Annotated in this window: 14 protein-coding genes; 5 read left to right on the top strand and 9 right to left on the bottom strand. The window is 48.2% G+C overall.

Annotated elements, in window-relative coordinates; all coding sequences use genetic code 11:
• Positions 1 to 488: 488 nt before the first annotated feature.
• Positions 489 to 1,112 carry a hypothetical protein gene (locus tag K0H60_RS18535; protein WP_220056652.1) on the top strand — a complete coding sequence of 208 codons (624 nt, stop codon included), beginning with the start codon at positions 489 to 491 and terminating at the stop codon, positions 1,110 to 1,112.
• A gap of 399 nt (positions 1,113 to 1,511) precedes the next feature.
• Here K0H60_RS18535 and K0H60_RS18530 read toward each other — a convergent pair whose 3' ends face one another.
• The 6 genes from K0H60_RS18530 to K0H60_RS18505 form a co-directional block, all read right to left on the bottom strand.
• Positions 1,512 to 2,099 carry a DMP19 family protein gene (locus K0H60_RS18530; protein WP_220056651.1) on the bottom strand — a complete coding sequence of 196 codons (588 nt, stop codon included), beginning with the start codon at positions 2,097 to 2,099 and terminating at the stop codon, positions 1,512 to 1,514.
• A 377-nt stretch (positions 2,100 to 2,476) separates the two neighbouring features.
• Complete coding sequence (locus K0H60_RS18525; RefSeq protein WP_011624252.1) at positions 2,477 to 2,863, bottom strand: gamma-butyrobetaine hydroxylase family protein; 387 nt, start codon at positions 2,861 to 2,863, stop codon at positions 2,477 to 2,479.
• Positions 2,864 to 3,016: 153 nt separating this feature from the next.
• Positions 3,017 to 4,345, bottom strand: a complete 1,329-nt coding sequence (hslU, locus tag K0H60_RS18520) for an ATP-dependent protease ATPase subunit HslU (protein WP_220056650.1) — start codon at positions 4,343 to 4,345, stop codon at positions 3,017 to 3,019.
• Positions 4,346 to 4,363: 18 nt separating this feature from the next.
• Positions 4,364 to 4,888, bottom strand: coding sequence for an ATP-dependent protease subunit HslV (gene hslV / locus K0H60_RS18515; protein ID WP_011073856.1), 525 nt, complete (start codon positions 4,886 to 4,888; stop codon positions 4,364 to 4,366).
• 144 nt (positions 4,889 to 5,032) lie between these two features.
• Positions 5,033 to 5,611 carry a type II secretion system protein gene (locus tag K0H60_RS18510; protein WP_220056649.1) on the bottom strand — a complete coding sequence of 193 codons (579 nt, stop codon included), beginning with the start codon at positions 5,609 to 5,611 and terminating at the stop codon, positions 5,033 to 5,035.
• 422 nt (positions 5,612 to 6,033) lie between these two features.
• Positions 6,034 to 6,639 (bottom strand): response regulator transcription factor, encoded by a 606-nt coding sequence (locus tag K0H60_RS18505; protein ID WP_220056648.1) that lies wholly within the window; start codon positions 6,637 to 6,639, stop codon positions 6,034 to 6,036.
• Positions 6,640 to 6,841: 202 nt separating this feature from the next.
• Here K0H60_RS18505 and K0H60_RS18500 point away from each other — a divergent pair, with 202 nt between their 5' ends.
• Positions 6,842 to 8,647: a sensor histidine kinase gene (locus K0H60_RS18500; RefSeq protein ID WP_258405766.1), complete on the top strand. Its 1,806-nt coding sequence runs from the start codon at positions 6,842 to 6,844 to the stop codon at positions 8,645 to 8,647.
• Between the two features lie 115 nt (positions 8,648 to 8,762).
• Here K0H60_RS18500 and K0H60_RS18495 read toward each other — a convergent pair whose 3' ends face one another.
• A complete protein-coding gene (locus tag K0H60_RS18495; RefSeq protein ID WP_220056647.1) occupies positions 8,763 to 9,236 on the bottom strand; it encodes an energy transducer TonB in 474 nt (157 codons plus the stop codon).
• A 297-nt stretch (positions 9,237 to 9,533) separates the two neighbouring features.
• Entirely contained in the window at positions 9,534 to 10,454 is a 921-nt protein-coding gene (locus tag K0H60_RS18490; RefSeq protein WP_220056646.1) for a LysR family transcriptional regulator, read from the bottom strand.
• 110 nt (positions 10,455 to 10,564) lie between these two features.
• Here K0H60_RS18490 and K0H60_RS18485 point away from each other — a divergent pair, with 110 nt between their 5' ends.
• The 3 genes from K0H60_RS18485 to K0H60_RS18475 are packed head-to-tail and all read left to right on the top strand — an operon-like array spanning position 10,565 to position 13,346.
• Positions 10,565 to 11,701, top strand: coding sequence for an alkene reductase (locus K0H60_RS18485; RefSeq protein ID WP_220056645.1), 1,137 nt, complete (start codon positions 10,565 to 10,567; stop codon positions 11,699 to 11,701).
• Positions 11,701 to 12,345, top strand: coding sequence for an ester cyclase (locus tag K0H60_RS18480; RefSeq protein ID WP_220056644.1), 645 nt, complete (start codon positions 11,701 to 11,703; stop codon positions 12,343 to 12,345). Before K0H60_RS18485 ends, K0H60_RS18480 begins: the two co-directional genes overlap by 1 nt.
• The gene (locus K0H60_RS18475; protein ID WP_220056643.1) at positions 12,342 to 13,346 is read left to right on the top strand and encodes a polysaccharide deacetylase family protein; all 1,005 of its coding nucleotides are present in this window, start codon (positions 12,342 to 12,344) and stop codon (positions 13,344 to 13,346) included. Before K0H60_RS18480 ends, K0H60_RS18475 begins: the two co-directional genes overlap by 4 nt.
• Positions 13,347 to 13,406: 60 nt before the next feature.
• On the opposite strand, the gene K0H60_RS18470 is transcribed toward K0H60_RS18475, so the two are convergent.
• Entirely contained in the window at positions 13,407 to 14,567 is a 1,161-nt protein-coding gene (locus K0H60_RS18470; RefSeq protein ID WP_220058204.1) for a putative sulfate/molybdate transporter, read from the bottom strand.
• Positions 14,568 to 14,596 lie beyond the last annotated feature (29 nt).

Genomic DNA, 14,596 nt, shown 5'->3' with positions numbered 1-14,596 from the left:
CTTTTGTGTTGTTTGCAAGTCATACAAAGCAAACCGAGTAATGCTTACTACCACTTTTAGAAATTTAACAATGGGCGGCTCATTAAATTAAATTGCTTTTGATGACTTTCATTTAAGCAATTTTAGCTGGCACAAGTTGTAGGCAAACCGAAAGTGAATTATGTTGTTGATCTAAAATGGATCTCCTTATTTTTCTTGCTGTTCTAATGAGGTAAGCGTGTATTCTAACCATACAAATGCGCAGTGGGGCTAGATATAGAATGGAAAATTACATCTCAGAACTACAAGTAAGGCTTAGTGCATGCAAAGCCAGAAGTAGGGATAGGCTAGAATATGCCTTCTATCTAACTATCAAATGTGATGATCTTTGTAACTTGTACTTTGAGCACCTGAATAACACCGACATTCGAAACAAGATAGTCAGGCAATAAAAAAATAGGGCAGGTGCAAACCAAGATAAAATTCCGTCCTGGTTTTTAGATAAGCTTATGCAAGATTTCTATGGCGCCGAGGGGCGCCACCGAATATCTCTAGGCACGGCAATCAAAGAGCTCTCAACGTTATATAGCCAAGACAAAGTAAAGGTTTTTATCGAGTGGCAAATTCTATCGCATAGCATTCTCGACAGGAAACGAGCATTTGCCCTTACCGCAGTGCATTATGACCCAGACCTCGAAACCCTACTGCTAAACTCGTGGTCTAAATTTGGAGATGTAGGTTCGTTGGATGTGTTAGTAAAGCATTGCTCAGACGAACAGCTAGCTCAACTTTTCCCTACTATATGGGCTTCAGTGCCTATCAAATCCTATATCCGCCATATTGCTTTGAAGCGTGTGGCTAAGTTTGACTTCTCAAAGGTTGAATTTATAAAAATGGAGAGACCTGTTTCTTATTTATCTGCTTGTGTTGCGGCAAGCAAAGATATCAGTGACGATTTTATCCTAAATGCTGCCAGAACGGTTGATTCAATCAATGAGCTTGGATATATAGTTTGGTGCGCAGGTAAGCTTGAAAAAAGAAATGTACTTGATCATCTAATGGACGAAATCGAGACTATTGAAGCAAAGCTTCCACTAGAGTTTTGGGAGCCGGAGTTCTATGACGTCACTTAATTAAGCCAGACAAGGTGATGAGGCAGACATAACTTTTTTAGGATTAATGGCCTGTAAGAAAGAAAGTCTATGCAAGACTTCTTTTTGATTTAAAGCCAGCACAGTAGTTGCAGGAGTTCACTTCCCCCTCGGAGTTGCCGCAGGGCGAATAGACAAATTGTGTGAGTCTTGCCATGGATGGCAAGCTAGCTTTCGCAGGTGCAGGGACGCATCCTTCGGAAGCGATAGCAAATTTGGCTATGAGCACAAGGGGCTTTCAACTCCGTCGGGGACGCCGAGGGATATCCAAAAGGGGAACAGGCGCTTTTCCCCTTTTGGTCGGGTGTGGGGGGAAGCCCCACGACGTTAAGCTAAAGAAATACAGAACGTTTAAGTAAAGTATTCATAATAAAACCGCAATCATTCGATTGCGTTAACCAATCCCGTTTGTAGTGCATAGCTCTCTAGCTTGATATCAAGATTATCCAAATCTTTATAAAACTCATCATCGAGTTGATTGAGTCGGGCTTCGGCTACTGGATTATCAGTTGCGGCGAGGCGTTGGTCTCTGTCGATAGGGACGGGATGGCCGCCAAATACCGCCTGTTTAGCCTGTTGTAGTAGGGCTAACGAGTGCAAAGCGCCAATTTGCTGAAGGCCGCGCTCGGCAACAGCATAATGCTCACCCGATGAGTTATCGAAATACTGGATAAAGCCGCCGTTGTAGACTTCGCCCGAAAGACAATTGACTGCGTAATAGTGCTGCGCCGCTTCGCTTAGCGTGTGAAAGCCCTGCTTATCGTCGTGCACCTGCACCACTATATCTCGCCACAGCGCTCTAAAAGGGCAGGTTTTATCTAATTCCCGCTCCTTTTGGTAATAGGCTTTTGCCTGTTCGATATTTGCACGATTGCCATTTTTACAGGGCATACATAAGCCTGCATTGCGCTCGGCGGTGCTGGGCATGATTAAGGTTTGGCAGGCTGTGCAGGGGACTTTTTCCGACATTATCTTTCCTTAGATACTCAGGTCAGCAAGAGAAGTAACAGATTCACAAACTACCCATGGAATGAATCGAGACACCCATTGTTAAATTTTGCAATACCGATGACTCTCTTGAGGTTAACGGCCAACACCGAAGTTACAGAATACACTTTCCCCTCGGAGTTGCCGCAGGGCGAATAGACAAATTGCGTGAGTCTTGCCATGGATGGCAAGCTAGCTTTCGCTGGTGCAAGGATGCATCCTTCGGAAGCGATAGCAAATTTGGCAATGAGCACAAGGGGCTTTCAACTCCGTTGGGGCGTCTTGGAGCATCCAAGGAGGATAGGACGAGTAGTCCTCCTTGGTCGGGTGTGGGGTGAAGCCCCACGACTTTAATTCGATTAGTTGTACTTTATATTCATCGCGATCAGCGGTTCGCGTGAGGCCTTTTCGGCTCTCAGGCGAGCTAAGTATTTTTCCCATAATTCCACTTGGTGAGTGGCGAGATCGTAAAGCACTTGCCAGGAGAACAGCCCGGTATCGTGGCCATCGTCGAAGACGATTTTAACTGCGTAGTTACCTACGGGTTCGATGCTGGTGATATTCACATTTTTCTTGTGGGTGACCAGCTTAGGGTTACCGTGACCGTGCACTTCGGCGGAGGGGGAATAGACGCGTAACATCTCACAGCTGAGTTGATACTGCTCGCCGTTATCGAAGCTGATTTCTAAAATGCGCGATTTACGCTTGAGCTTAAGATCGGTGACATTGGGTGTGCTAGTGGTCATAGGTAGTGCCAAGAAAATACGGGGAATGGACAAGCTGTAACATAACAATTTGTGGCTAAGGTTACAAAGTGTAAGCCTTAGCCACAGTCACTATTTTGCACGAATGTTCGGTATCTTGGATAGCGAACATTGCAGGCTGGATAACAGCCCTAGTTACAGGATAAAGCGGCTTAAGTCTTCGTCTTGAACCAGATTATCTAAGTGAGCACTCACATAATCGGCATCAATCACAAATGAGCTACCAGACTTGTCGGACGCCTCATAGGAGATATCTTCCATCAGCTTTTCCATCACGGTATGTAGACGACGGGCACCAATGTTTTCGGTGCGCTCGTTCACTTGCCATGCCGCCTTGGCAATGCTTTCGATACCCGACTCGGCAAACTCAATGGTCACGCCTTCGGTGGCCATCAGCGCGATATATTGCTCGGTCAGTGAGGCGTGTGGCTCAGTTAAAATGCGTTTAAAATCTTCGGCCGATAACGCATCTAGCTCAACGCGGATCGGTAAACGGCCTTGTAGCTCGGGGATTAAATCCGAGGGTTTTGCCATTTGGAACGCGCCCGAAGCGATAAACAGAATATGGTCGGTTTTCACCATGCCGTGTTTAGTGGTGACAGTGCAGCCTTCGACTAAAGGTAACAGGTCGCGCTGTACCCCTTCGCGGGATACGTCTGGGCCAGAGGTTTCGCCACGCTTACAGATTTTGTCGATTTCGTCGAGGAACACTATGCCGTGCTGTTCAACCAATTCAATGGCTTGCTCTTTTAAATCTTCTTGATTAACCAGTTTGGCCGCTTCTTCTTCGATCAACAGCTTAAAGGCTTCTTTGATCTTCATCTTGCGACGTTTGGCCGGTGCTTGGCCCATGTTTTTAAACAGGCTTTGCAGTTGGTTAGTCATTTCTTCCATGCCGGGTGGCGACATGATTTCGATACCTACTTGTGGCTGGGCCACATCGATATCGATTTCTTTGTCGTCTAACTGGCCTTCGCGCAGCTTCTTGCGGAAGATTTGACGAGTATTGGAGCTGGTATCGCTATCTGTGTTGTCCCACTCATTTTTCGGCTTGGGCAGCAGGGCATCGAGAATACGTTCTTCGGCGTGTTCTTCGGCGCGTTGGCGGCACTTGCCCATTTGTTGCTCGCGGGTCAGCTTAATGGCGATGTCGGTTAAATCACGGATGATTTGCTCGACTTCTTTACCCACGTAACCCACTTCGGTGAACTTAGTGGCTTCAACCTTGATGAACGGCGCATTGGCGAGCTTTGCCAAACGGCGGGCGATTTCGGTTTTACCTACGCCGGTTGGGCCAATCATCAGGATGTTTTTTGGGGTGACTTCTTGACGGAAGTCGGCATCCAATTGCATGCGGCGCCAGCGGTTACGCAGGGCGACGGCAACAGAACGTTTGGCCTTTTTCTGGCCGATAATATGGGCATCCAGCTCGTGGACAATCTCACGGGGGGTCATTTCAGACATAATATTCCTCACGGGCTGTTAGTAGTTAAGTTCTTCAATTGTCTTGAATTGATTGGTGAATACGCAGATATCGCCTGCAATAGTCAACGACTTTTCTGCAATTTCCAGCGCCGATAATTCGGTATTTTGTAGCAGGGCTAACGCCGCCGCTTGGGCATAGTTACCGCCCGAGCCAATGGCGACTAAATCATGTTCAGGCTGCACTACGTCACCATTACCAGTGATGATCAGTGACGCTTCGGCATCGGCGACCACAAGCATAGCCTCGAGTTTGCGCAGCATGCGGTCGGTACGCCAATCTTTGGCAAGTTCAACGGCCGATCGTAATAGATGGCCTTGGTGCATCTCGAGCTTGGACTCGAAACGCTCAAATAGGGTAAAAGCGTCGGCGGTGCCGCCAGCAAAACCTGCCAACACTTTGTTGTGATATAAGCGACGCACTTTCTTGGCGTTACCTTTCATCACGGTATTGCCTAGGGAGACTTGGCCATCGCCGGCGATGACAACTTGGTTATTACGGCGTACTGATACGATAGTGGTCACTTTTGAATCCTCTTCTCTTGCCCGCAATGAAAATCCTGCGGTGGATGATGGAATAGATATGGGGATTGATGGGCAGATTTCAAGTGAAAGCGGAAAAAGCCACAGGGCGTTGGGGATTTTATACCCTGTGGCTGATAACGGATATTACTGCGATAAGGTGGAGCGGCCGACAACCGTACGGCCATCGAGGGGATAGTATTTTAGCTCCCAATTTTCGCTGCCAAGGCGGCGATCATCCGACACATAGTTAAAGTAACAATAAGTGTTAGAGTCAGTTATCGCGCCGCCGCTGTACCAATAGACGATATCGACATTGGGGGTTGTTTGCCAATCGAAGTGAGTGGCGAGGACTGTGTCCGGATTATCGAGTAAGGATTGCCACAGTTCGCCGCAGAAAGCGCCTTGTAATTGCGTGCCTTGGTTTCCGCTTTGGGCTGTGTCTCTTCCGAGGGGAAAGCCGGTAGTGGTGGAGTCGACAGTGCCATCACCATAGCAGGCAAGATCTTGGGTATAACCCGAGTGTCCGCCCGTCAGCCAACAACTGTGATACAGCTTTACGCCAGAGGTAAAAGCGGCGAAGGCGGCTTTTGCCCGCGCATCGTGGGCATCTTGGCTGAGATTCATAAAACGAGGCGCAACGACCACGGCAAGAATGCCTAAGATGATAATCACCACCACCAGTTCAATTAGGGTAAATCCTTTAGATGTGTGTAGACGGCTCATACTGCTCACCTGTTGCTAAGATGGCGTTATTCTAACGTATCTTTGATAGATGATCATTAAGCTATTGATAGTATTTAAATTAGCAACATAAGATTTACATTAGCCTCAGGCTAAATCTTTCGTCGTATTCTTTGATTGAGCAATGATTTAACGGGAATATGAACAGAATGGGGAAATAAAAAAGCCCCGAGAACACTGGCCGTTCTCGGGGGAAGGTTCTAAAGCTGTGGATCTTTAATGCCTACGGGACATAAAGGAGAGAACCTGAGCCGAGTGTGGCAGTTTATTGCTTAAGCGACAAAGCCAAAGTGACAAACTGCGACAGCTTGTCGCAGGGGGCTGTTTTGTGTCTCTTTAGCTAAGGAAGAGATGAGTTATCGAGTGCTACAGTCGGTAAGTCAGGCTTGCGAGGTTCGTTGTGGCTAGGGCAATAGGGCATTGAGGTGAGCTAAATGCTGTACCAGTTCTGCCATATTGCTAACTTCGAGCTTTTTCATAATCTTAGCGCGATGGACTTCGATGGTTCTTAGGGATAAATACATGGCTTCGGAGATCTGTTTATTGGTCATGCCTTGAACCACATGGGCTAATACTTGTTGTTCGCGCTCGGTTAGTTGGGCAAATTTTTGCTGCAGATGCTGTTGCTCAAAATTGGCTTGGCTTTCTTTATGTGCTTTTTCAATCGCTTGAACCAAAGCTTTGCCGGATACAGGTTTTTGAAAAAAGTCGCAGGCGCCCTTGCGAAAGGCGCTTAATGCCATGGGCAAATCGCCGTGGCCCGTTAGAAAGATCACCCCTAGCGGACTTTGGGTCTCGAGCAACTTTTGCTGGACTTCTTGGCCGGTGATCTCCGGCATTCTGCTATCTAAAATCACGCAGCCCGCCTGCGTTAATGGGCATTGAGTTAAAAAATCCCGACCACTGCTAAAGGTTTGCACTTGATAGCCAAATTGTCCGAGCATAAAGCCTAAGGAATCGAGAATCGCCTCATCATCATCGACTAAATACAGTGGCAGCTTGGTGGACATGGTTTCCCTTGCGGTGGTTTGTTACTCCATTAGCTTAAGTCTGCTGGAGAGCTGGCTCAATTTTAAGCCGAGGTCTTGGGAGGTGTATCACTAAATTAGCCGAATCCCATGGGCTGGAGCCGAGAGTTTGGCGTTATTCACAGCTTAATTTTTGCCGAGCCTATAGAGTGTCCCGAAGACAAAGGCATATAAGGCAATAGCAATGGTAACTTGGTATAGGGCGCTAGTATTAAGTTGCATCTTGAGTCTGATGGGGCTCAATTTGTCCTATGCCGATGAAGACATTACCCTCAATGAATTTAAAGTGGGTGTATTGGCCAATCATGGCGTGTTACAGGCGAAACAACGCTGGCAGCCAATGATGGATTATCTCAGCGAAAAAGTCCCTAATAGCCGTTTCGAAGTGGTGCCAGTGGATTTTAATGGCATGCGTAGCCAGTTACTTAGCCACGACTTGCAATTTATTGTGACTAACCCTGGCCAGTATCTGCACTTGAGTAATAACTTTCCGCTCTCGTGGTTGGCGACCATGAAGAGTCGTAAGCATCAGGGCAGCACTTTTACCATAGGCGCGACCATTATTGTGCGTGCTGATAGTCCAATCCGCAGTTTGCAGGATTTACGGGGTAAGAATGTGGTCGCCAGCGATCCGCAGGCACTCGGTGGCTATCAGGCGGCGATGGGACTGCTGCATAAAATGGGTTATCTGCCGGAGCAGTTTTTCGGTGATGTGCGATTCTTAGGTTTTCCCCTCGAGCCGTTAATCTACCAGGTGCGCGATGGCAATGCTGACGCTGCTATTGCGCCTTTTTGTACATTAGAGGAGATGATTGAAACCGGGCTTATCAATCAGGCCGACTATCGGGTTATTCATCCAACCAATCCGCCTGGGTATGATTGCGAGGTCAGTACCCAGCTCTATCCCAACTGGTCATTTGCGGCGGCGGATACCGTATCGCCGCGCATTACCATGCAAATCACCCGTGCTTTGTTTGACTTGCCCGCCGACCATGTGGCGGCGATTACCGCCGATACCTTAGGTTGGACGGCGCCAGTGAGCCAGCTCAAGGTGATTGAGTTATTTAAAGAATTACAGCTTCAAGGCGCGTCGCCGCCCCTGTATCAAACCGTCTATAAATGGATGGAGAAAAACAAAGAGTGGGGCGGGGTACTGCTGCTGATCTTTATCGTATCGACCATTTATCACCTGTGGCTCGAGTATAAATTTCGCCAAAAGAGCGAGTTTTTGGTCAGCACCGAGCGGCAGTTAAAGGATAAAGCCTTGCAGCTAGAGCGGTTGCAGAGTGCGGCGATTCTCGGGGAGATTGGCGCTGGCCTAGCCCATGAGTTAAATCAACCCATAGCCGCCATTACTCAATACAGTGAAGGCGCCATGATACAGCTAGAAAGGCTGGGACAGGATAATCCTGAACTCTATGATATTTTGGGTAAAATCAATGCGCAATCGATACGGGCGGGGGCTGTTGTGCACCGTATTCGCGGTTTGCTTAAGCGCCGTCAGGCCAAGGCTGAATCGCTGAATGTCACCTTAGTCGTCAAAGAGGCCCTCGCTCTGCTACGACGTGAGTTAGACCGCGCCGAGGTACAAGTGACACTACAAGTCGAAGGTCATCCCTTTGAGTTGATGGGTGACAGTGTTGGCCTCAGCCAAATGTGGGTCAACCTAGTGAAAAACAGTCTCGATGCGCTGGAGGCCCGCAAGGATAACCGAGCACGGCAGCTAAGGATTGAGATCTATTACCACTCCAGTGAAATCAAAGTATTAGTCATAGATAATGGCGAGGGTTTACAGCGCCAAGCCAGCGAGTTAATGGCCTCGTTTGCCTCCACCAAGGATGCGGGGCTCGGCTTGGGCTTAGCCATTTGTAAGGATGTTGTCAGCCGCCACCATGGCAGTATTCAAATTGAAAATTGTCAGCAATCGACACATGCCAGATTACCTTGGCAACAGGGTTGTGTGGTAACTGTAATATTACCAAGCGAATAAGCATTCTATAATAGAATTGTCGAGAAAACGCTTATGCTTATTGTGTGCCGAGACTGTCAGTTAAACAAGGTTGTAAAGCCAACAGTTGTATTGATAACAGTTGTATTGATAACAGTTATTTTGATGGCGTTATAAGGTTTTGTGGATTTTCACACTGAGTTTTAACTTCTGATTTATTTTTAGCGTTACCAATCATGAAGTCCATCTGAATAGTAGTTAATACTGGTACTTTAGCACTATTTTTATCAGTAGCTTTCCATCTCCAGTGAGCTAATGCTGCCGCCGCGTAATTATCAAATACGCCTTCCGGATATGATTTTTTAACTTTATAACCGCCTGACCGACCATTACTTTTTATACCCACAACTAATTCAACACATCCAGATATACCATCTCTGGCTGCGTCCATGGGATATTGAGGCTCTTGTCTTTTTAGCGTAACCCAGTATTCATTAAGTAATTTACTTTTATCATTGGAAGTTAAATCTAAATACTGAATGGGTTCATCATTTGCTTTTACATCTAGAATGCTCAAAGCTCCAGCTAGTAAGAAGATATTAAAAATGGATATTTTTACAGTCTTTAACATTACTAGTTCCTTGCAATCCATGGCAGAGTGGTTTCTTAGCTTTGATTTAAAATAGTTGAAACATAATATTTTCAAAAATTAACTGTGTAAAGAGGGTGGTGTTGAAGTGTTGTAAATGTGAATTGGTCGGGTGGAGGTAGAGCATTGCCAGTATTGTATTGAGGAAAAGCAAGAAATGTTGCAATTGGTTAAGATTGATTCTATAGGTTGATTTCAATGATAGTTAAGATGTGCTCAACTTGCTTAATTGGGCACATCCTAGGGGCGTTCATATTGATCCTAAATAAAGAAAATCAACTAGGAGTTTTTAGGCGCTGGATATTCCAAGCTAAATTGCTGCAGCTTTTGAGCTAAAAACTCAATGGTGCGGCGTATTTTATGGCTCGGGTAGTCGGTTTGCAGGTAGACCAATTGCAGTGGCACCGCAGGCGCGAGTTTATCGGCTAAGATAAGCTTTAGCCTGCCTTCGGTGACATCCTGCGCCACATCGAGCCAGCTCTTATAGGCGATACCTCGCCCCGCCAGAGCCCAATCGCGTACTACGGCACCGTCGTTACAGAAGCGTTTTCCTCTGACTTCAATCTCTACGGCTTCACCATTGTGGCTAAATTTCCACTTCTGCCACGGCTCACCGCCACGATTTAAAATCAACACTTGGTGCTGACTCAGTTCGTTCAGTGTTTGCGGCTCACCATGTTGAGCAAGATAAGCGGGGGAGGCGACGAGCACTCTTGGCGTCATCGACAGTTGGCGCCGTTTTAGATTGGAATCTTCAAGCTGGCCATAGCGTAGGGCTAAATGGATATTTTGATCGATAAGATCCGCCATATGGTCGCCAAAATAGAGTTGGATCGACAGATCTGGCGCGCTATCCATCAGTTCATCTAACCAATTGCGGATCCGGCTGCGACCTATATCAGAGGGCAGGGCAATGCGTACTTCTCCTTTCAGCTCGCCCCTATGTTCGGCCAAATTGGCGGAAGCGGTTTCGAGTAAGGCCAGAGCAGGTTTAGCGGCATCGAGAAAAATCCGCCCTTCTTCCGTGAGCTGCAATCGCCGTGTCGAGCGCGCAAACAGCTGACAACCTAGCTTTTTTTCCAGCCGTTGTAGGGCGGCGCTGGCGGCTGCGGGAGTCATGCCGACCTCTTTACTGGCGGCGGACAGGCTTTCGAGCGCCGCGATACGCAGGGCGAGTTGCAGATCGTTTATATGGTACATATCAAATTATTTTTGAAAATGATTTAAATATCTGGCGGATTATCAATATAGATTAATTAATGCACTATTGCACTCAGATATTCAAACTTCATTTATGGTTCGGAGTGCATATGAGTTTATTTACAGCCTATGAGTCAGCGGCACTGACACTGCAAAATCGTATCGTGATGGCGCCGATGACACGGGCGCGTACCACACAGCCTGGGAATATTCCCAACGACTTAATGGCGCAATATTACGCCCAGCGTGCTTCGGCAGGTCTGATCATCACCGAAGCGACCCAAATTTCGGACGACAGCCAAGGTTACTCTTTTACCCCCGGCGTTTATACCGAGGCACAAATTGATGGCTGGAAGAAGGTCACCGCGGCGGTTCATCAAGCGGGTGGCAAAATCTTTAATCAAATCTGGCATGTGGGCCGGGTGTCCCATCCGATTTTTCAGCAGGGGGCTGTGCCCATTGCACCTTCGGCGATAACCCCTGTAGGTACTAAGGTATGGATTGTCGATGAGCAGCACCCCGAGGGGCAAATGGTGGATTGCCCCGAGCCGAGGGAAATGACCCAAGCGGATATCGACCGCGTAGTGGCCGACTTTGCCAACGCAGGGGCAAATGCCGTTGCCGCAGGTTTCGATGGTATCGAAATCCACGGTGGCAATGGTTATCTCATCGACCAATTTCTGCGAACGAATTCTAACCATAGAACCGATGCTTATGGCGGCACGCCTGAAAAACGTATTCGCTTTTTATTGGAAGTGGTTGAAGCGGTCAGTGCCAAGATTGGCGCCGATAAAGTAGGCGTTCGCCTCGCACCCTATGTGACTTTTAAGGATATGGCTTGCCCTGAGATAGTCGATACTATCCTGTTAGCCGCTAAGCATTTATCGGCGTTGGGCGTAGCGTATTTGCATTTGTCGGAAGCCGATTGGGACGATGCGCCGCAGGTACCTGAATCTTTCAGAATCGAGCTACGCAAAGTGTTTAAAGGCAGCATTATTGTGGCGGGGCGTTACGATGTCGAGCGTGGCAATGAGGTTATCGAAAAAGGTTATGCCGACTTAGTGGCCTTTGGTCGCGCCTTTATCGCTAATCCCGATCTGCCCTATCGATTAGCCAATCAATTACCCCTATCACCCTTCGATAAGGGGCCATTATTTGGTGGCAGTGCGGCTGGATATACGGATTATCCAAGTTATCAAGCGGCGCTGCGAGCAGTGGTCCGCTCTAGTGATGATGAGGTGGCATAATGCAACATCGTACTTATTGCGCCGTTGCGCCTTGGATAAAAGTCGGTTTATGGAGCTCAGGATTACTCGGTTTAGCTATTTTGGGCTTTGCGCTTGCAAGTCTTAGCTTGGCGGCGTTTGCCGCTCAAGGAGGTTCTACCCAAGCCAGTGTTGATGTCAAAACTGCTCTTACTCCTAAGGTGACGGCAATGGAGCTGATCAGTGATGGTTCACCACTCTCTGAATCTATTGCCCACACCGCTTTGTTATACGCTAGTTTTTGGGATACCGGCGACCCAACATTTGCCCGCTGGGCATTAGCGACTGGTTTCATTGACCGCACCTTGCCAGAAGGTCGTGCACAGGGGATTACTGGTCCGCTCGAAGCCTCTAAAACCTTTAGGGCGGCGGTGCCCGATCTCTCTGTAACCGTTGAGCATCTGCTGGTGGTCGGTGACCGTGCGGTTGTGCGTCTCCGCTTTAATGGCCATTTTACTGGTGTCTTTGGTGAACTGCGTGGACAAGGGCAAAAAATTGATTTTCGCGCCGTAGATATGTACCGAGTTCGTGAGGGTTTTATCACAGATAACTGGCACCTTGAGGATTATCAAACGCTATTTAGCCAGCTTGCCGCTAAAGCTGTGACCACAGGAGTCAAGTCATGAGCCCACGTCGACAATTTTTAAAGACCAGTTTACAGGCGGGCGGTGCCTTGATTGCGGGTGTAGGGCTAAGTCAGTCAGCCTTTTCCATGGGATTACCGGGTTTAGTGGCACTCGATGAGCAAACACAAACTTCAGTAGGAGGCAGTATGAATAATCGTTTTTGGTCTAATGGCGAACAACTAGTGATCTCTATATCCATGCAGTTTGAGGCTGGCGCGCAGGATAAAAACGCCGAAGGTCCGTTTCCACCAATGGAGCAGGGTTATCCAGATACTATTACCCCCAGTTGGTACGACTACGGGATGAATGAGGGAATACCGCGTTTGCTACGTTTATGGCGTAAGCACGATATTCATGTGACATCCCACATGGTGGGCCGCGCCGCCGAATTACATCCATTGCTGGCAAAACAAGTGGCGGATGAAGGCCATGAGATTTCAGGCCATGGGCAGACGTGGACGCCGCAATACAGTATGTCGTCAGTGCAGGAGCGTGATTCTTACATCCAGAGTATCAATACTTTAGAAAAGATCTCTGGCCAGCGTCCCATAGGCTTTAATGCGTTTTGGATGCGCCACAGCACTCAAACCTTAAATATCCTGCAGGATCTAGGTTTTATCTATCATATTGATGATTTATCAAGGGATGAACCTTCAATTATCCCTGTGCAGGATAAACCGTTTGCCGTGGTGCCTTATACTTTGCGCAACAATGATATAGGTCGCTTTGGTGGTAACACTGCGATGACGGCTGCCGCCTTCTTACAAGAGCTTAAAGATGAATTCGATATGCTCTATCAAGAAGGCGCATCCCAGCGGCGGATGATGTCGATTAGTGTGCACGACCGTATCGGGGGGACGCCAGGTCTTGCCAATGCCTTAGACAAGTTTATTCAATACGCTAAAGCACACTCGAAAGTGGGTTTTATGCGTAAGGATGCGATAGCGAAATGGGCGCTGGCACAAAAGGATACGCCCACCAATCCGGCAAGAACATTTTAAGGGATAAAACCACAGCACTGAGATGTGCTGTGGTTTTTACTTTCAGGGAGATATCGGTGCTTAACGCATGGCGAGCATGGCCCAAGTGCGGCGACCCTGCTCGAGAAGAATCCCAACAGCCAGCCCTGCGGCGGCGTTGACAGCCAAGCAAGTGACTGCAGTTGCGAGGATCACAAAGATACAGAAGGGTTTACCATCGATAAGGCGTTTTGACCACGCCAGTTGCAAGCCGCCGATGGAAAGCAAACTGCCGAGAATTGCCACAGGAATAAGCCCGAGCAACCATGCAATTTGGCTATCCCAAAACAGGGCAATAACCACACAAGTACCACCGAAGATTAAAGGCGCAAGGTGAGTGCGCGCGCCAAAGTGGTATTGCACCGCAAGACCTCCCGCGCCGTGGCACATGGCCGCCGCACCAAAAGGCGCGAGTAACAAATTGGCGAGACCAGAGCTAATGGCCAAGTTTTTGGGCGTGAGTTTGGCGGCGTCTTCGGGGAATTTTTCCTGCGCCATTGCTGACGTGGCTATCACTGCATTGGTTAAGGTGAGGGCGAGCTGTGGCAATACAAGTAAAATCGCCGCCGAGCTCCACTCATTGAGGCTAGGCCAAGCCAAATGCAGTGAGGCGCTCAAGGCGGGAATATTCAGGCTGCTAGTTATTTCGGTTTGGCTGTTGGCTTGCCACAACATGCCCACTGCAATAACCTGTGGCATAGCAAGGTAACGTAACGGTAAGAATTTACTCACAAATAGTAAAGCAAACGCGCCGAGTCCGAGCAGCCAAAAGTCGCTCATCATCTTAGTGCCCATCCACATCAACTGTAGGCCAATGGCAAGCTGGATACCGACACTCACGGCTTGGGATAATTGTTTGGCAAGCCAAGTGATGGCGCCACTAAACGCCAAGATTAACAGTATGATACCCATCAGCATGGCACTGGCTTGCAGCATCCCGGGCGTTAAGCCTTGGGCGATGACGAGGGCGGCGATGACCTTCATGGGTTGGACGGGAATAGGACGGCGATAAAATAAGGCGCTTAAGATCGCGAATAAGCCAAAGCCTAAAAATATCCCTTGGGGCGAAAATTGGTTTAGGGCAATTAAGCCCAAGACTAAGGGTAAAAAAGTGCCTAGGTCGGCAAAGGCGCCGCTGGTTTCACCGAGCAAACGGTTAAGCGGTTGAGTCGGGTGCTGTGTTGGGGTTTTGCCCGCGGTCATAGAGGTTGCCACAATTGAACATTGCCTGA

Origin of the sequence: Shewanella mangrovisoli, assembly GCF_019457635.1 — a bacterium.
Taxonomy (GTDB): domain Bacteria; phylum Pseudomonadota; class Gammaproteobacteria; order Enterobacterales; family Shewanellaceae; genus Shewanella; species Shewanella mangrovisoli.
Note: the sequence above shows the minus strand (reverse complement) of the source record. Positions and strands in the feature narration are given on the sequence as shown.